Genomic DNA, 16631 nt, shown 5'->3' with positions numbered 1-16631 from the left:
CGCCGGCCGCGCCCACGCTGGGAGGGGGGAGACAGCACAGCCCGAAGGAGCGGAACGCCATGAAGGCATGGGTCTTCCAGGGTCCGGGACGCGCCGCCTGGCAGGAGGTGGCCGATCCGGTCCTCCAGGACACGAGCGACGCCATCGTCCGCGTCGACACCGCCGCGATCTGCGGCACCGACCTGCACATCCTGGGGGGCGACGTGCCCGGCGTCGCTCCCGGTACGGTGCTCGGCCACGAGGCCGTGGGCGAGGTCGTCGAGACCGGCGCGGACGTGGACACCGTCCGGCCCGGCGACCGGGTGCTCGTCGCTTGCGTGTCCGGGTGCGGGCGCTGCCGGTTCTGCCGCGAGCAGGCCTACGGGCAGTGCCTGGACGGCGGCGGCTGGGTGCTCGGGCACCGCATCGACGGCACGCAGGCGGAGTACGTGCGCGTGCCGTACGCCGACACCTCGCTGCACGTGCTGCCGCACAACGTGACCGGGCTCGACGCGGTCCTGCTCTCGGACGTCTTCCCCACCGCCTACGAGGTGGGCGTCCTCAACGGCCGGGTACGGCCCGGGGACACCGTCGCCGTGGTCGGCTGCGGCCCGATCGGCCTGGCCGCCGTCGCGACGGCCCAGTTGTGTTCCCCGCACACCGTGATCGCCGTCGACGTGTCGGCGGCCCGCCTGCAGGCGGCGAAGAACCTGGGCGCCGACGCCGTCGTCACTGCGGGCGAGCAACCGGAGCAACTGGTCGACGACCTCACCGCGGGGCTCGGCGCCGACGTGGTGATCGAGGCGGTGGGGCTCCCGGAGACCTTCGGGACGTGCACGCGGATGGTCCGTCCCGGCGGCCGGGTCGCGAACGCGGGTGTGCACGGCCGGCCGGTCACGCTCCACCTGGAGGAGTTGTGGGACCGCAACGTCACCATCACCACCGGCCTGGTCGACACGTACTCCACACCCACCCTGCTGCGCCTGCTGGAGGCCCGGAAACTGCCCACCGGGGCGTTCGTCACGCACACCTTCGAACTGCACGAGATGGCGGAGGCCTACGACGTCTTCGCGTCGGCGGCCGACACCGGAGCGCTCAAGGTCGTCGTGGGCGGGCCGCACCACGACGTCCTCGTGCCCACGTCCTGACCGGAGCGGGGTGTAAAGGACACGTCAGCGACACGGCAGGGACTCTTGACGGAATCTTAACGGCGTGACGCGGCCGTACGGGGGATCGGGCGCCGGCCGGTGCGTACGCTGACCAGGCCATCTCGTGGTGGCGGGAACCAGTCGCAGTACGTCAGGAGCATGGATGTCCTCCCCCGTCCCTACGGGTCGCCTGCGCGCGTGGATGCTCGAGGGCCTGTCCGACATGGCCCGGCACCAGCAGGGCGGACAGGCGGTCCCCGAACGGCACGACCACGGCCAGCGCTGGTGGCGGGTCATGTGCCTGACGGGTGTCGACTACTTCTCCACCCTCGGCTACCAGCCCGGCATCGCGGCCCTGGCGGCCGGCCTGCTGTCGCCGGTGGCCACCATCGTGCTGGTGGTCGTGACGCTGGCCGGCGCACTGCCGGTCTACCGCCGGGTGGCCGAGGAGAGCCCGCGCGGCGAGGGCTCGATCGCCATGCTGGAGCGGCTGCTGTCGTTCTGGAAGGGCAAGCTCTTCGTCCTGACGCTGCTGGGCTTCGCGGCGACGGACTTCCTCATCACCATCACGCTGTCGGCGGCCGACGCCTCGACGCACCTGGTGGAGAACCCGCACCTGGCGAGCTCGCTGCACGACAAGCAGATGCTCATCACCCTGCTGCTGGTCGCGCTGCTCGGCGCGGTCTTCATGAAGGGCTTCCTGGAGGCGATCGGCGTCGCGGTCGCCCTCGTCGGCATCTACCTGGCGCTGAACGTGGTCGTCGTGGTCGTCGGCCTGTGGCACGTGGCGACCGCCGGGCACGTGGTCACCGACTGGTCGCACGCGTTGACCACCGAGCACGGCAACGTCCTGGTGATGGTCGGGGTGGCGCTGCTGGTGTTCCCGAAGCTCGCGCTGGGCCTGTCCGGCTTCGAGACCGGTGTGGCGGTGATGCCGCACGTCAAGGGCGACCCGTCCGACACCGAGGAGCGTCCCGCCGGACGCATCCGCGACACGAAGAAGCTGCTGACCACGGCCGCCGTGATCATGAGCTGCTTCCTCATCGCGACCAGCTTCATCACGACGCTGCTGATCCCCGCCGCCGAGTTCGAGGCGGACGGCCGGGCCAACGGCCGCGCGCTGGCCTACCTCGCGCACGAGTACCTGGGCAACGCCTTCGGCACCGTCTACGACGTGTCGACGATCTGCATCCTGTGGTTCGCCGGGGCCTCGGCGATGGCCGGGCTCCTCAACCTCATGCCGCGCTACCTGCCGCGCTACGGCATGGCGCCGCACTGGGCGCGCGCGGTACGGCCGATGGTGCTGGTCTTCACCCTCGTCGCGTTCCTGGTGACCTGGATCTTCGACGCCGACGTCGACGCCCAGGGCGGCGCCTACGCGACCGGTGTGCTGGTGCTCATCTCCTCCGCGGCGATCGCGGTGACCATAGCCGCCCGCAAGGCGGGGCAGCGCAACTGGACGATCGGCTTCGGGGTGATCTCGGCCGTCTTCCTCTACACCACGGTCGTCAACGTCTTCGAGCGCCCGGACGGCGTGAAGATCGGTGCCTGCTTCATCGTCGGCATCATGCTGATCTCGTTCCTGTCCCGGCTCGCCCGCGCCTTCGAACTGCGCATCACCGGCATCGGCATGGACGACATGGCCGAGCGCTTCGTACGGGACATCTCCCACCGCACGATCCGCTTCATCGCCAACGAGCCCGACCGGCGGGACGCCGCCGAGTACCGGGACAAGATCAAGCAGATCCGGTCCGACAACGACCTGCCGGCGGAGGAGGACTTCGTCTTCGTCGAGGTGACCGTCGCCGACCCCTCGGAGTTCGAGGCGGGCCTGGTGGTCCGCGGCGAGGTCCTCCACGACCGCTACCGCGTCCTGACCCTGGAGAGCTCGTCCATCCCGAACGCGCTGGCGGCGTTCCTGCTGCACGTCCGCGACACCACCGGGCAGCGTCCGCACATCTACTTCGAGTGGACCGAGGGCACCCCGTTCGCCAACTTCCTGCGGTTCTTCCTCTTCGGGCAGGGCGAGGTCGCCCCGGTCACCCGCGAGGTGCTGCGCGAGGCGGAGCCCGACCGCAACCGCAGGCCGCGCGTCCACGTCGGCTGAGCGACGGGGCGGGGGGGGGCGGCCGGCAGCCGGGCCCCCGCACGTCAGGGGCGCGCAAAGACCGCGCCGGCCCTCGTCAAGGGCCCGTCAGGGCCGCGCCCGGCGGGCTCCGTCCTGCCTACGGTCGGCCCCATGGAACGGCGAACGGCTCCGCGGCCCGCGCGGCAGGACACGACCGGTGACCGCCACTGGCGTACCGACCTGCGGCGCGCGCTGGGCTGCGCGCTCGCCTTCCTGTGCCTGGCGGTGCCGCTCGACGCGGCAGCGGGCACGCGGGCACGCTGACCGGGCGGCGTGCGGCGCTGTGGCTGGTCCTCGCCGTGATCGTGCTCGTCCTGCTGCACCCGGACCGGGTGACCGCGGGCGACGGGTGGCTTGCGGTGCGCGGCCCGCTGCGGGAGCGGAGGGTGCGCACCGACGCGCTGACCGTCGTCCGCCAGTCCCCCGGCGTGTCACGGCGCCTGCTCCTGTGGGACGCGCACGGCCGGTGGCTGGAGCTCGATCCCCGCGTCCTGGAGGCCAATCCGCTGCTGTGGCACCGGCTGGAGGGGGACGCGCGGCGCTCCCTCACGGCCGGCACGCTCCGCGAGGGGGCCGAGGTGCTGGGGCGGCTCGGCGCGCGGATCGACGGCACCGCGGCGCGCGCGGTGCTCGACGCGTCCGGGATGCGCTGACCGGCCGCGCCGGGGCGCGCCGCCGTTGGTCGTAGGCCGAGAGATGAGGTTGTCCGTGATCGAGTCGCCGTTTCGGGGCGCACCGGGCGCGGGCCGGCGGGTCGTCGTCGGCCTGAGCGGTTCCCCCGGCAGTCTGGCCGCGCTGCACCGGGCGGTCGCGGAAGCCCGGTCCCGCTCCGCGGGCCTGCTGGCGGTCCTGGCGTGGGAGCCGCCCCCCGAGGAGTTCGGCTACCGCCGGGTGCCGCTCCCGCCGCGGCCCTTCGACTGGGAGCAGGAGGCGCGGCAGCGGCTGCGCGCCGCTCTCGAGGAGGCCTTCGGCGCCGGCGCCGCGCCCGGCCTGCCGGACTTCCGTGCCGGGACCGGGCGCGGGCCCGCCGGGCACGTGCTGGTCGAGGCGGCCGCCCGCGGCGATGACCTGCTGGTTGTCGGCACGGGGTCGCGCGGCCTGCTGCCGCGTGCGCTGCGCACTTCGGTCGCCCGCTACTGCGTGGCGCACGCGGCCTGCCCGGTGCTGGCCGTACCCCCGTACCGGCTGCCCGCGGCGGTCTGAGGCTCAGCCCCGCAGGTGCCGGAGGACGGCGCGCATCGCCCGTTCCACGGCGCTGCGCGCCTGCCCGCCGTGGTCGGTCGTCTCGAAGCCGTGGGTGCCATCGGGGAGGTCGAGGACCTCCACGTCCGTCCCGGCGTCCTTGGCGGCGGACAGGAACTCCTCGACGGTCGCCGCGATCTCCGTACGCTCCCGTCCCACCCGGGTCAGGACGAACGGCGGCGCGCCGCCGTGCACGGCGGCCGCGGGCCGGAAACGGGAAGCGGCCAGGCCCCAGTTGGGCAGCGGCGCGAGGACGGGATAGGTGGCCGCCACGCAGCGCAGCCACGGCGGCGGCGCCGCCAGCCAGTCCGTGGACAGCAGCCCGCCCGCGGAGAAGAACCACAGCGCGACGCGGCCGGCGTCGACCCGGGGATCGGCGCGGACGAGCTCGACCGCTCCGGCGAGGTCCTCGGCGGCCCGCGGGAAGTCGCCCAGGTCGTGCAGCCGGTGGTCGACGGTCACGCCGACCGCCCCGTGGGCCGCCGCGAGGCGGCCGTAGCCGACGAAGGCCGGCCAGTCGCGCGGAGTCGGACGGGCACCGGGCGGCACCGGGCCGCCGTGCACGAACACCACGGCCGGGCGGGGCCCTTCGTCGTCGGCGCGGTCCGGGAGGTACAGGTCGGTGCGCTCGCGGCGCTCGCGGGGCCGTTCGGGCACGTCGAGGAGGAACGGCCGCAGATGCGCGGGCGGTTCACCCGTCGCGCGGATCCGGTGGCCCTCCCCGGCGGCCGACCTCAGCAGGACGTCGGTGAGTTCGCCGGGGAGGGAGAGCATCGGCCAGTGGCCGGTGGCGAGTTCGAAGAGGGTGACGCGGGGGTCGGTGAGCGCCTGCAGCTCCGGGTGCCCGAGACCCACCAGCGCCTCCACCGTCGCGATGCTGGAGCCGTTGCCGGTGCACAGGACGCCGGTCGTCGGCAGGGTGGCGGCGGCCCCCGACAGACGCAGCGGCCGGGTCAGGGTCCCGGCGGGCTGGGGCGCGGCGTCGGCGGCGAGCCGGGCGAGCGCGGCGGCCGGCACGCCCGCCGTACTGCCCCAGCGCTCCCATCCCCCGGGCGCCGGCGGGGCCACGCGCCACGCGTCGTCACCCTCGGCCTGGGCCGAGAGGCGGGCGCCCAGTTCCCGGTCGGGCAGCAGCCGCAGCGGCGGGTCTCCGTCCCGGGGCAGGCCCGCGTCCAGGTGGACGACGCGGGCGACCCGCCCGGGCCTGCGGTCGGCGGCGGCGACCACCGGGTGGATGCCGTAGCCGTGGCCGACGAGCACGACGTCCGCCGCGTCCGGGGACCCGGCGGCGTCGACGGCCCGCAGGACGTCCTCGACGTGGGTCTCCAGGTCGGTGCCGGGCCCGGCCGGGCGGCCGGAGCCCGCCATGCCGGTGAGGGCCACCGGTAGGGCGGCCGCGCCCGACTCCCGCAGCCGGCCGGCGACGTCCTCCCACACCCAGCCGCCCGTGTGGGCCTCGGGAACGAGTACGAACACGGTCATGTGTGCCTCCCGCACGCGGTGGTCCGCGAAGCGGCCGTCCGGCCGCCCGCGCTCGCCGGTACGGTAGGAACTCCCCCTGAGGGAGGTTCAAGCGGTGGAGTCCGACAGCACGTTGAGCATCGGGGAGCTCGCCGCGCGGGCCGGTGTCTCCGTCAAGACCGTCCGTTTCTACTCGGACCGCGGGCTGCTGCCCGAGGCCGCCCGCAGCGCCGGCGGCCACCGCCGGTACGCGCCAGAGGCACTCGCCCGCCTCCGGCAGATCCGCTCCCTGCGCGCCCTGGACCTGCCGCTGCCGGAGGTGGCGCGGGCCCTGGAGCGGGAGGACGCCCTGGAGGACGCCGTCGCGGGTCACCTGAGGGCGCTGGGCTCCCAACTGGCCGCCCTGCGCTGGCGGGAGGCCGCCCTGCGGCTGCTGCGGGACTGCACCGCCGAGGAGCGCGCCGAGCGCCTGGAGCTCGTCGGCGCCGTCCCCGTACCGCCGAGCACGGACCCGATGGCCCGCTTCTGGCGCCGCTGGCTGCAGCCCGCCCGGCTGCCGGCCCCCGTGCTGGCCCGGGTCGTCGACCTCGCCGTGCCGCAGCCGCCGGACGATCCCGCCCCGGCCCAGGTCCTGGCCTTCGCCCGGCTGCACGCCTTCACCTCGGCCTCCTGCCCGCCCGGCGCCGTCCACCGGCTCGCGCCGCACCGGCCCGACACGGGCCCCCGTCCCGCCGCCCTGTACGAGGGACTTCACGAGTCCTACGAGCTGGCCGCGCCGCACCTGCTGGCCGGCCGCGACCCCGGCGCGGGCGAGGCGCTCGACTGCTTCGTCACCGCCCACGCGCGGTCGTTCGGGCAGCGCGACACCCCGGGCTTCCGCCGCCGGCTGAGCGGCATGCTAGCCGCGGAACCCCGCATCGACCGCTACTGGCAACTCGTGGGCGAACTCAGGGGCCCGGCGCACCCGACCCCGGGTGCCGCCCACACCTGGCTGCGCTCCGCGCTCGAGGGCCAGGTCACGGCGCGGTGAGGATGCGCGGGCCCTCGTCCGTGATGGCGACGGTGTGCTCGAAGTGGGCGGCGCGGCTGCCGTCCTCGGTGTGCAGCGTCCAGCCGTCGGGGGCGGTGCGGTAGCCGCCGCGTCCCCCGGCCATCAGCATCGGCTCGATGGCGAGGGCCAGCCCGTGCCGCAGCGGGTAACCACGCCCGGGGCGGCCCTGGTTGGGAACGTGGGGGTCCTCGTGCATCCGGCGGCCGATACCGTGGCCGCCGAAGTCCCCGGGCATGCCGCAGCGGGCCTCGCGGGCGACGGTGCCGATGGCGTGCGAGATGTCGCCGACGCGGTTGCCGACGGTGGCCGCGGCGATCCCGGCGTCGAGGGCCCGCCGCGTGGCCTCGATGAGGCGCACGTCGGCGGGCCGTGGCGTGCCGACGGTGAAGCTGATCGCGGCGTCGCCGGTCCAGCCCTCCAGTTCGGCGCCGCAGTCGACACTCACCAGGTCGCCGTCCCGCAGCCGGTAGGCGGTGGGGATGCCGTGCACGACGGCGTCGTTGACCGAGGTGCAGATCACCGCGGGGAACGGCGTCGGCGCGAACGACGGCCGGTAGCCGAGGAAGGGCGACCGCGCGCCCGCCCCGTCCAGGACGGCGCGCGCCGCCTCGTCCAGTTCCCGCAGCGACACCCCGACCCGGGCCGCCTCCCTGGCGGCGGCGAGCGCACGCGCCACGACGCGCCCGGCCTCCCGCATGGCCGCCAGCGCGGCGTCGGTCTTGATCTCCACCATGTCCGTCACTCCTTTTCCGTCCTCAAGGGCACCCAATTCTTATACCGGTATTAGTATCACGGACATGGTGCGAACTCCCCTGACCCCCTGGGAACGGCAACGCGGCGAACGCTTCGGGGCACTGCTGCGGCAGGCCCGCGGCGACCGCAGCATGGTCGAGGTCGCCGCGGCGGCGGGCGTCTCCGCCGAGACCCTGCGCAAGATCGAGACAGGCCGCGCCCCCACGCCGGCCTTCTTCACCGTGGCCGCGCTCGCCGCGGCGCTGGGCATCTCCCTGGACGAGCTCGCCTTCGCGTGCGTCGACGCGCCGGAGGGCGGGGACGCCCTCTCGGCGTAGCGGTGCCCTTCGCCACCCGGGGTTGTGGTTGCGGCCTGTGTTCGTGCGCGGGTCGTTTGCTCGTCGGCTGCGTCGGCTGCGCTGGCTGCCCGGCGGTTCGGTGCGCCGGGTGCGGGTCGTTTGCGCGTCGGCTGCGCTGGCTGCGCTGGCTGCCCGATCGTTCGGTGCGGTCCGTTGTGCCGGGTGCGGGTCGTTTGCGCCTGCGGCGGGCTGCTTCCCACCCTCCCGCCCGATTGCCCGGCGCGATTGGTGCGGGCCTGCGCACCTCGTTGTGGGGTCGGCGCCGCGCCGGCGCACTCCCCCAGCCTTCGGCCGGGGGGACCCCCAGAACGCTCGCGGTTTACGTCCACATCCTTGGGCACCGCGTCCGCCGCTCGTCGTTTCCGGGCGCTCCCCGCCACACCCCCTCCCGTCGTATGGGCGCACAACCGCCTGTGGGGGGTATGGAGGCAGTCCGAAACGCCCCGAACCGCTCACTGACCCCCACGGCCCCGCGGTTCAAGCCCGTATAATCGGCACCGAATCCCACCGCTCCTCTCCCCTCCGGCCGGTGTGGCCGCATTACGGCCGGTGGGGGAACGTAGACAGTACGGGGTTGCCGCCCACGTCTGCGTCGGGCGCCGTCCCTCCCGTTGCACGGGCGCCGTTCTCGCGTGGGCAATGACAGCCGGTGAGGGGTGCATCGAACACGTGCGGTACCCCCGGACTGCCTTCTGACCACCCACCGGCCGCCGCGACTGCGGGTGCTTCGGGGTGCGGTCGGGCGGACGGCGTGAGATCGGGCCCGCTTTCAGCGTCATAGCCGTCGGAAGAGAGCCCGATGTCGGATCGGGGAAGCACCCGCAGACGCCGGTTACGGCGGGCGCGCCACCCACCAACAGTGGGCGTGGTCACCGGCCATCTATACCCGCGGACGGCAACGAGACCCGAGCCAGACGAACAACCCACCCCGCTCCGGCGCCGGAACTGGCCGCCCACCCACCCGCACACCGCCGAAGACGAGCGCCCCCGCCCTCCCATCCGCAGCCAGCATCTTTGCGCCCGCAGGGCGCGAGACGGCGGTCACTGTCGAGACGGAGGGGGTGAGGGAGGCGGGGGCACCCCCGGCCGAAGGCTGGGGGAGGCTTCCCCTTCGTTCGGGCGCAGGGTGTCCAGTTGGGGGTGCGTCGGACAGGTGCGGTGCCCCCGGGCTGCCTTCTGACCCCCACCGGCCGCTGTGCGCCCATACGACGGGAGGGGGTGTGTCGGGGTGCGCCCATGGGGGTCCCCCCGGCCGAAGGCTGGGGGAGACGAGCGGCGGACGCGGTGCCGAATGATGTAGACGTAAACCGCGAGCGTTCTGGGGGTCCCCCCGGCCGAAGGTTGGGGGAGTGCACCGGCGCGCCGCCGACCCGACAACGAGGTGCAAGGCCCGCATCAATCGCGCCGGGCAATCGGGAGGGCGGGTGGGGGAGGAACCACAACATCAACCACAGCGGCGCCGCACCCAACAACCCACCGGGACACTCAACCGTCCCCGAAGCCGCCTCCGAAGCCGTCCCCGAACCCGCCCCCGAAGTCCCCGGGGTCGAAGTCCGCACCCGAGTAGTCGCCGCCGGCCTGATCCACCCCGCCCCCGTCGAACCCCCCACCCCATCCGCCGCCGAGGGAACCCCCCAGCAGCGTCCCGACGAGGATCCCGGGCAGCATCCCGCCGCCGAAGTAGCCCTGCGCCCAAGGCGCGTAGGCCGGGCCCGCCTCCCAGTACGGGCGGGGGCCGCGGGGCGTGCCGACCTGGCGGGCCATGGGCTCCAGGCCGTCCGCGAGCCGGGCGGCGTCGGCCGCGCACACCGGTACGGCCCGCTCGGCGCCGCCGCCCCCGGGCGCCCACGGCACGTCCTCGACGGAGGGACCGTGCCGGGGGTCGAAGAAGCAGGGCGGGCGGCGCTCGGGCAGCGGCCTGCCCCCGATGCGCGCCTCCAGGGTCGCGAGCGCGAAGCGCCCCTCCTCCAGGGCCTGGCTGACCGGCCGGACGTCGTCGGGCGACCGCGCCCGGTCCATGGCGGCCTTCGCGGTGTCGTAGGCGTCCAGGGCGTGCGTGTAGTCCTCGCGCATGGCGTCGTCAGCCGTCGCGCCGCCCGGGTCGAAGCCGATCCGGCTCAGCTCCTCGCCGAAGGCGGTGACGTCCTCGTCCACCACCGGGCGCAGCTCGTCGAGGCGGCGCCGGTCCTGCTCCTCGCGGCGCCGCTTGGCGCGCCGTGACATCAGGACGGCCCCGCCGCCCACGACGAGGACCAGGAGCCCGAGCGCGACCAGCACCCCGGTGCCGCCGCCCGCGGATCCGCCGCCCCACGAGGCCGGGGCGTGCCCGCCCGCCTGCGGCAGCGCCTGGTCGACGAAGCCGGTGACCATCGCCGCGGGGTCGCCGGGATCGGAGCGGCGCACGGCGCCGGCCAGGTTCTCGACGGCGTTGTGCGGCATCACGGCGGGGTCCGCGCCGGCGTCGAGGCGGTCACCGAGGGCGACGACGTACAGGCCGGTGATGCCGACCTTGGTCCGCAGGTCCTGCAGGAGCGTGGTGGCGGGGAACTCCGCGGTGTCCGGGAGCACGGCGACGAAGACCGGGCGGTCCGCCTTCTCGATGCGCCCGGCGAGGGTGTCCGCCTCGGCCGGCGACAGTGCGTCCCGTGCCCGGGGGTCGACGTAGACCGGGCCCTGGCGGAGGGCCGCGGCCGCCGTGTCGAGGCCTCCCGCGGCCCGCGCCCCGGCGCCCGTCGCGAGGACGAGTCCCAGCACACCGCAGATCACGGCGAGTACGGGCAGGAGGCGGAGGATCCGCCGGACGGTCCTCATATCTTCGACGCTAACCCACATCGGCCGGACACGGCGCCCGCGCCCGCCCGCCCGGGCGGCGCCCGGGATCTCCGAATAGGCTGTTCTGTCGGAATTGCCTCACAATGAGCGACATCGGCAGGTCGGGTCCGGCGGGTCGGGCCGCCCGCGACCGGCCGGATGAGAACGCCCCTCGTTCCCGGGGATGGGTCGTCGCGGTGGACATGCAGCAGTCGGCGAAGGACGTCGGTCAGCCCCAGGTGGCCGTCGGGCAGGCGGGTGTGTTCCGCGACCTGCTGCCGATCGCGATGTGGCGGATCGACTCCGAGGGCCGCATCTCCCAGTGGTCGCTGGCGGCGCAGGAGCTCTTCGGGCACACCGCGGAGGAGGTGCTCGGCCGCAGCGCCACGCCCCTGCTGGTCCCCGTGGCGAACTGGGAGCTGGCGGACGAGCTGACGCGCAGGGTGCTGTCGGGCGAGGCCGTCGTGGGCACGCTGCCGGTGCGCCACCGCGACGGCCACCTGGTGACCATGGAGATGTGGATCTGCCCGACCGCCGACCCGCAGGGCCGCACCGGGCTGATGGGCATCGCCGCCGAGACCTCGGCGGTGCTGCGCATGCGGGACTCGCTGGCGGCGCTGGAGGGGCTGTTCACCCAGTCCCCGATCGGTCTTGCGATGCTGGGCCCCGACCTGCGCTACGTACGGGTCAACGAGGCGCTGGCCCGCATGAACGGGGTGCCTGCGGCGCAGCACATCGGCCGGCGCGTGAGCGAGGTCGTGCCGGGACTGAACACCATGGCGCTGGAGACCGTGATGCGGCAGGTCCTGGCCCGCGGCGAGCCCGTGGTGGACTTCCGGGGCCTGGGACGGACGGGCGCCGACCACGTCGCCGAGCGGGTCTGGTCGTGCTCCTTCTCGCCGTTGCTCGGCGGCGGCGGCCGCCGGCTGGGCGTGATCGCCTCCCTGATCGACATCACCCGCGAGGAGCGGGCACAGCTCCAGGCGACCCGCGGACGGCAGCGCCTCGCGCTGCTCGCCGAGGCCGGCACGCGCATCGGGACCACGCTCGACCTGCGGCAGACCGCCGAGGAGGTGGTGCAGGTGCTCGTGCCCCGGGTGGCCGACTCCGCCGACGTGCACCTGCTGGAGGAGGTCCTCGACCCGGACGAGGCCACCGCCTCCGCCCACGGGATGGTGCGCCGCCTCGCGGTGTCCTTCGCCGACCCCGCGGCCCCGGCCGAGGACCTGGCCGTCGGCATGACGCACCAGGTGCCCCGCGCCTCGGCGTACGAGCAGGTCATGGTGGAGGGCCGGCCGTTGAGGCTCACCAGGGCCGACATACCCCGGCTGGTGCCCGGCCCGGAGCACGAGCGGCTGAGGGGCTACCTGCGGACCCTGGGCTCCGCCCGCATGGTCCCGCTGGTCGCCCGCGGCACGGTGCTGGGCATCGTCATGGTGACCCGCTCCCGCAGGCGCGAGCCCTTCGACGACCAGGACAACCTGCTCATCGACGAACTCGCCGCCCGCGCGGCGCTCGGCATCGACAACGCACGGATGTACTCCGCCCAGCGCCGCGCCGCCCTCACCCTGCAGCGCAGCCTCGCCAACACCGCGCTGCCCGAGGTGCCCGGGCTGGAGCTGGCCGGCCGGTACCTGCCCGCCAGCGACCAGGAGGTGGGCGGCGACTGGTTCGACGTCATCGCGCTGCCCGGCGACAGGACGGCCCTGGTCATCGGGGACGTCATGGGCCACGGGGTGCACGCGGCGGCCGTCATGGGGCAGCTGCGGACCACGGTGCGCACCCTGGCCCGGCACGACATCCCCCCGGCCGAGCTGCTCCGCTCGCTGGACGCGGCCGTCGCCGACGTCGGCGAGAACGAGATGGCCACCTGCGTCTACGCCGTCCACGACCCGGCCGACGGCAGCTGCCTGGTCGCCCGCGCCGGCCACCCGCCGCCCGCGGTGACCGGGCCGGGGGGCGAGGTGGCCTTCCTCGACGGCCCGAGCGGTACGCCGCTGGGCGTGGGCCGCAGGGACTTCCAGACCGAGCGGATACGGCTGCCGCCGGACGCGGTGCTGGTGCTGTACACCGACGGCCTGATCGAGGCCCGCGACCGCAACCTCGACCAGGGCATGCGTCAACTCGCCCGTGCCCTGCGCGATCCCGGCCCGCCGCTCTCCCGGATCTGCGACCGCGTCCTCGCCCGGCTGCTGCCCGACGGCGCACAGGACGACGTCGCGATCCTGCTGGCCCGGCCGCTCCGCGCGACCACCGCCACCACCGCCACCACCGCCACCACCACCACCGCCACCGCCACCGCCACCGGCCATGAGCCCCCGCGGTGAGTGCGCGACGTGGCCCGCCGGGCCAGGCGCCACCGGCCGGACGGGCCGATACTGGAGCTGTGCCCGTAGGGGCGCCCGTCCCGAGCCACGGCGGGGAACCACAGGAGTTGACGCGGCTCGCCCGGCGCTCCGGCACGTGCGACGGTGGTAGCGATGGACAACCCGGCCAAGACGTTCAGCGAGTCACCGGAGGACCCGTTCTCGGTGCACGGCGCGGCCTCGGTGGTACTGGACGACGACGCTTCCGTGGTGGGCTGGAGCGCGCGCGCCGAGACGCTGCTCGGCCACCGGGCCGGGGAGGTGCTGGGCCGCCCGGCACCCGAACTCCTCGTGCACCCCGCCGACCTCGACCTGGTCCTCGGCGTCACCGCGGCGTGCGTCCGCGAGGGCGGCTGGTTCGGGATCGTGCCCGTGCTGCACCGTGACGGGCGCCGGGTGGAGGTCGGCTGCCGGGTGCGCCCCGTCGCGCGGGAGGACGACCGCCGCGAGTGGTACGTGGTCGCGGCACCGGCCGCCGAGGTCGTGCAGTGGGAGACCGACCGGTGGGTGCTGGACGGGCTGTTCCGCCGCTCCCCCATCGGGCTCGCGGTCTTCGCGCCCGACCTGACCTTCCTGCGCGTGAACCGGGCGATCACCAAGTTCAGCGGCGTCCCGCCGGAGCGTCACCAGGGCCTGCGCACGGCCGACTTCCTCTACGGTCCGGACGCCGAGGCCGTGGACGAGCAGCTGCGGCAGGTGCTCGCGACGGGCCGGTCCTCGATCTTCTCCGAGCAGCCCTGCCGGCTGCGCCGGGACCCGCAGCGCGAACTGTACGTGGCCGTCTCGGCGTTCCGGATGCAGGACGCGGGCGGGCACGTGCTCGGGGTGACCCAGACCGTCGAGGACGTGACCGAACGCCACCGGGCCCGCCGCAGACTGGCGCTGCTCAGCGAGGCCGGGGCCCGCATCGGCACCACGCTGGACGTCGGCCGCACCGCCCGCGAACTGGCCGAGGTGGCCGTGCCGGGGCTCGCCGACAGCGCCTCCGTCGACCTGCTGGAGGCCGTGCCCCAGGGGGACGAGCCCGCCCAGGACGCCTTCCCCGTGGTCTGCCGCGCGGCGGTCCAGTCGGTGTTCCCGGACACCGAGAGGCTCATGTACCCGGTGGGCCGGATCATCGTCATCCCCCGGGGCTCCACGCAGGCGCGGTCACTGGCCGAGGGCCGTCCGGTCTTCGAGTCCGACATGGACCGGGCCATGGCCTGGCTCGACGAGGACCCCGCGCGGGCCCGGGCGGCCCGCGAGGTCGGCGCGCACTCCCTGATGGTGGTCCCGCTGCTCGCCCGCGGCCTCGTCCTCGGCCTGATCAGCCTGTGGCGGACCCGCGGCCGCGAGCCCTTCGAGGCCGACGACCTCACCCTCGCCGAGGAGTTCGCCGCCCGCGCCGCCCTGAGCATCGACAACGCCCGCCGCTACACCCAGCAGCACCAGGCGGCCCTCACCCTGCAGCACAGCCTGCTCCCCGGGGACGTGCCCCGGCACCCCGCCGCCGAGGTGGCACACCGCTACCTGCCCGCCAACACCGCCACCGGGGTCGGCGGCGACTGGTTCGACGTCATCCCGCTCTCCGGGCTGCGCATCGCGCTGGTGGTGGGCGACGTCGTCGGCCGCGGGCTGCACGCGGCCGCGACCATGGGCCGGCTGCGCACCGCCGTCCACACCCTGGCCCACCTGGACCCCACCCCGGACGAGGTGCTGTCGCACCTCGACGATCTCGTCGACCGGCTGGCCTCGGAGCAGGGCGACTGCGACGAGGACGCCCCGCCGGTCGTCGGCGCGACCTGCGTCTACGCCGTCTACGACCCGGTCTCCCGGCGCTGCTCGCTGGCCCGGGCCGGCCATCCGCCCCCTGTGGTCGTCACCCCGGAGGGCCGGGCCAGCCTGGTCAACATCCCGCCGGGGCCGCCGCTGGGCCTCGGCGGCCTCCCCTTCGAGACCGCGGAGATCGAACTCGCCGAGGGCAGCACCCTCGCGCTGTACACCGACGGGCTGCTCTGCACCCGCTGCCGCGACGTCGACGACAGCCTGGCGATGCTCTGCGGGGCGCTCACGGCGCCGTCCGGCTCGCTGGAGGAGACCTGCGGCGCGGTCGAGGACACCCTGCTCAAGGGGCGCCGGTCCACCGAGGCGGCCGACGACGTCGCCCTCCTCGTCGCCCGGACCCGCGTCCTGGCGCCCGAGCAGGTCGCCACGTGGGACCTCCCGCCGGACGCCACCGCCGCCGGGCGGGCCCGTTCGCTCGTGGAGTCCCGGCTCGCGGAGTGGGGGCTGGAGCAGGCGGCCTTCGTGACCGAACTGATCGTCAGCGAGCTGGTCACCAACGCGTACCGCTACTCGGGCGGGCCCATCACGCTACGGCTGATCCGCGACAGCCACCTCATCTGCGAGGTGTCCGACACCAGCAGCACCTCCCCGCACCTGCGCCGGGCGCGCACGACCGACGAGGGCGGGCGCGGGCTCTTCCTGGTGGCCCAGCTCAGCGAGCGCTGGGGCACCCGCTACACGCGCGAGGGCAAGACGATCTGGGCCGAGCAGCCCCTGCAGGGGAACTTCTGAGCGTGTGCGGCACGTGGGCCTCGCGCCCGTGCGCCCGACGCCCTCCCCTTCAGGGGCGGCCGGCCCGAGTGCGGCAACGGCCGCGGTCAGGGCCCGTGGACCTGAGACGAGCAACACGGCGACGGGACGCCGGGCCGCTCGGCCGGGGGCGCCGTCCCGCCGCACGGGACCGGGTCCGCTGCCCCACCGGGGCCGCCGCATGAGGGGGACCGGCTCAGCGGGGCGGGAGTCCGGTGCCGCAGCGGGAGCAGAACAGGGCGTCGCTCTCGCCGGACAGCCGGCCGCAGTCCGGGCACACGCGGTGCAGCAGGCACGCCGCGTCGCCCGCTTCCGGCGCCGGGGCGGGGGCAGCGATGGTCAGGCCGGGCCGGCGGGCGTGGACCGTGAGGTAGGTCAGCCCCGTCGCGCCGGCGGACAGCGCGCGGCACGTGCCGCGCGGCAGCCAGGCGAGGGCCCCGGCTGCCAGGGTCGTCTGGCGTCCGCCGTCGTCGCCCGAGAGGTGTCCGCCACCGTCGACGACGTACAGCAGGACGTCCAGGTCGGCCTCGACGTGCGGCCGGACCTCGGTGCCCGCCGGAAGGCGGATGACGTTGGCGTCGAGCTGGCGGCCGTCCGCGCCCAGCCGCCACAGCGCTCCGCGCTGTCCGACGGGCGTACGGCCGATCAGGTCCGCCACTTGGGCGAGGACACCCGGCGCGGGCTTGGTCTCCACGTTCGTCCTCCCTGCACCTGTGGAACAGCCGAACGGTACTCCGCCCCGCGTGCCACCGCACGGCGGCGAGGACGCGGCGTCCCGAC

At 75.0% G+C, this 16631-nt stretch carries 13 protein-coding genes; 9 read left to right on the top strand and 4 right to left on the bottom strand.

From position 1 onward, the window contains the following. Positions 1-59 precede the first annotated feature (59 nt). From ACFZAU_RS01825 to ACFZAU_RS01805, 5 genes are all read left to right on the top strand, one after another. Positions 60-1127 carry an alcohol dehydrogenase catalytic domain-containing protein gene (locus ACFZAU_RS01825; RefSeq protein ID WP_500550610.1) on the top strand — a complete coding sequence of 356 codons (1068 nt, stop codon included), beginning with the start codon at positions 60-62 and terminating at the stop codon, positions 1125-1127. A gap of 163 nt (positions 1128-1290) precedes the next feature. After that, positions 1291-3234: an APC family permease gene (locus ACFZAU_RS01820; protein WP_499602809.1), complete on the top strand. Its 1944-nt coding sequence runs from the start codon at positions 1291-1293 to the stop codon at positions 3232-3234. A gap of 132 nt (positions 3235-3366) precedes the next feature. Beyond that, entirely contained in the window at positions 3367-3519 is a 153-nt protein-coding gene (locus ACFZAU_RS01815) for a hypothetical protein (protein ID WP_500550609.1), read from the top strand. Between the two features lie 35 nt (positions 3520-3554). Beyond that, positions 3555-3908, top strand: coding sequence for a hypothetical protein (locus ACFZAU_RS01810; RefSeq protein ID WP_500550608.1), 354 nt, complete (start codon positions 3555-3557; stop codon positions 3906-3908). Between the two features lie 55 nt (positions 3909-3963). Then, positions 3964-4458, top strand: a complete 495-nt coding sequence (locus ACFZAU_RS01805) for a universal stress protein (RefSeq protein WP_500550607.1) — start codon at positions 3964-3966, stop codon at positions 4456-4458. A 3-nt stretch (positions 4459-4461) separates the two neighbouring features. Here the strand turns inward: ACFZAU_RS01805 and ACFZAU_RS01800 are convergent, their stop codons facing one another. Further along, positions 4462-5979: a dienelactone hydrolase family protein gene (locus tag ACFZAU_RS01800; RefSeq protein WP_500550606.1), complete on the bottom strand. Its 1518-nt coding sequence runs from the start codon at positions 5977-5979 to the stop codon at positions 4462-4464. A gap of 94 nt (positions 5980-6073) precedes the next feature. On the opposite strand from ACFZAU_RS01800, the gene ACFZAU_RS01795 reads away from it, so the two are divergent. Then, the gene (locus tag ACFZAU_RS01795; RefSeq protein ID WP_500550605.1) at positions 6074-6988 is read left to right on the top strand and encodes a helix-turn-helix domain-containing protein; all 915 of its coding nucleotides are present in this window, start codon (positions 6074-6076) and stop codon (positions 6986-6988) included. Here the strand turns inward: ACFZAU_RS01795 and map are convergent. Next, complete coding sequence (gene map, locus ACFZAU_RS01790; RefSeq protein ID WP_499602817.1) at positions 6975-7742, bottom strand: type I methionyl aminopeptidase; 768 nt, start codon at positions 7740-7742, stop codon at positions 6975-6977. The two genes, ACFZAU_RS01795 and map, sit on opposite strands and share 14 nt — an antisense overlap. A gap of 64 nt (positions 7743-7806) precedes the next feature. Here map and ACFZAU_RS01785 point away from each other — a divergent pair, with 64 nt between their 5' ends. Next, positions 7807-8079 (top strand): helix-turn-helix domain-containing protein, encoded by a 273-nt coding sequence (locus ACFZAU_RS01785; protein WP_500550604.1) that lies wholly within the window; start codon positions 7807-7809, stop codon positions 8077-8079. Between the two features lie 1506 nt (positions 8080-9585). Here ACFZAU_RS01785 and ACFZAU_RS01780 read toward each other — a convergent pair. After that, entirely contained in the window at positions 9586-10911 is a 1326-nt protein-coding gene (locus tag ACFZAU_RS01780; protein WP_500550603.1) for a hypothetical protein, read from the bottom strand. Positions 10912-11114: 203 nt separating this feature from the next. Between ACFZAU_RS01780 and ACFZAU_RS01775 the strand changes: the two genes are divergently transcribed. Together ACFZAU_RS01775 and ACFZAU_RS01770 are read left to right on the top strand one after the other, a co-directional pair. Next, positions 11115-13238, top strand: coding sequence for a SpoIIE family protein phosphatase (locus ACFZAU_RS01775; protein WP_500551104.1), 2124 nt, complete (start codon positions 11115-11117; stop codon positions 13236-13238). Positions 13239-13391: 153 nt separating this feature from the next. Then, positions 13392-15833 (top strand): SpoIIE family protein phosphatase, encoded by a 2442-nt coding sequence (locus tag ACFZAU_RS01770; protein ID WP_500550602.1) that lies wholly within the window; start codon positions 13392-13394, stop codon positions 15831-15833. Between the two features lie 214 nt (positions 15834-16047). On the opposite strand, the gene ACFZAU_RS01765 is transcribed toward ACFZAU_RS01770, so the two are convergent. Further along, positions 16048-16545 carry a cupin domain-containing protein gene (locus ACFZAU_RS01765; RefSeq protein WP_500550601.1) on the bottom strand — a complete coding sequence of 166 codons (498 nt, stop codon included), beginning with the start codon at positions 16543-16545 and terminating at the stop codon, positions 16048-16050. Positions 16546-16631: the final 86 nt, after the last annotated feature.

The sequence above is a fragment of the Streptomyces sp. NPDC008238 genome (assembly GCF_042956445.1).
Taxonomy (GTDB): domain Bacteria; phylum Actinomycetota; class Actinomycetes; order Streptomycetales; family Streptomycetaceae; genus Actinacidiphila.
This window is presented reverse-complemented; position numbering and strand designations above follow the sequence as displayed.

Coding starts and splice junctions, on each gene's coding strand:
- map (WP_499602817.1), bottom strand. CDS start 7,742: ATGGTGGAGATCAAGACCGACGCCGCGCTGGCGGCCATGCGGGAGGCC.
- ACFZAU_RS01780 (WP_500550603.1), bottom strand. CDS start 10,911: ATGAGGACCGTCCGGCGGATCCTCCGCCTCCTGCCCGTACTCGCCGTG.
- ACFZAU_RS01815 (WP_500550609.1), top strand. CDS start 3,367: ATGGAACGGCGAACGGCTCCGCGGCCCGCGCGGCAGGACACGACCGGT.
- ACFZAU_RS01775 (WP_500551104.1), top strand. CDS start 11,115: ATGCAGCAGTCGGCGAAGGACGTCGGTCAGCCCCAGGTGGCCGTCGGG.
- ACFZAU_RS01800 (WP_500550606.1), bottom strand. CDS start 5,979: ATGACCGTGTTCGTACTCGTTCCCGAGGCCCACACGGGCGGCTGGGTG.
- ACFZAU_RS01820 (WP_499602809.1), top strand. CDS start 1,291: ATGTCCTCCCCCGTCCCTACGGGTCGCCTGCGCGCGTGGATGCTCGAG.
- ACFZAU_RS01785 (WP_500550604.1), top strand. CDS start 7,807: ATGGTGCGAACTCCCCTGACCCCCTGGGAACGGCAACGCGGCGAACGC.
- ACFZAU_RS01825 (WP_500550610.1), top strand. CDS start 60: ATGAAGGCATGGGTCTTCCAGGGTCCGGGACGCGCCGCCTGGCAGGAG.
- ACFZAU_RS01770 (WP_500550602.1), top strand. CDS start 13,392: ATGGACAACCCGGCCAAGACGTTCAGCGAGTCACCGGAGGACCCGTTC.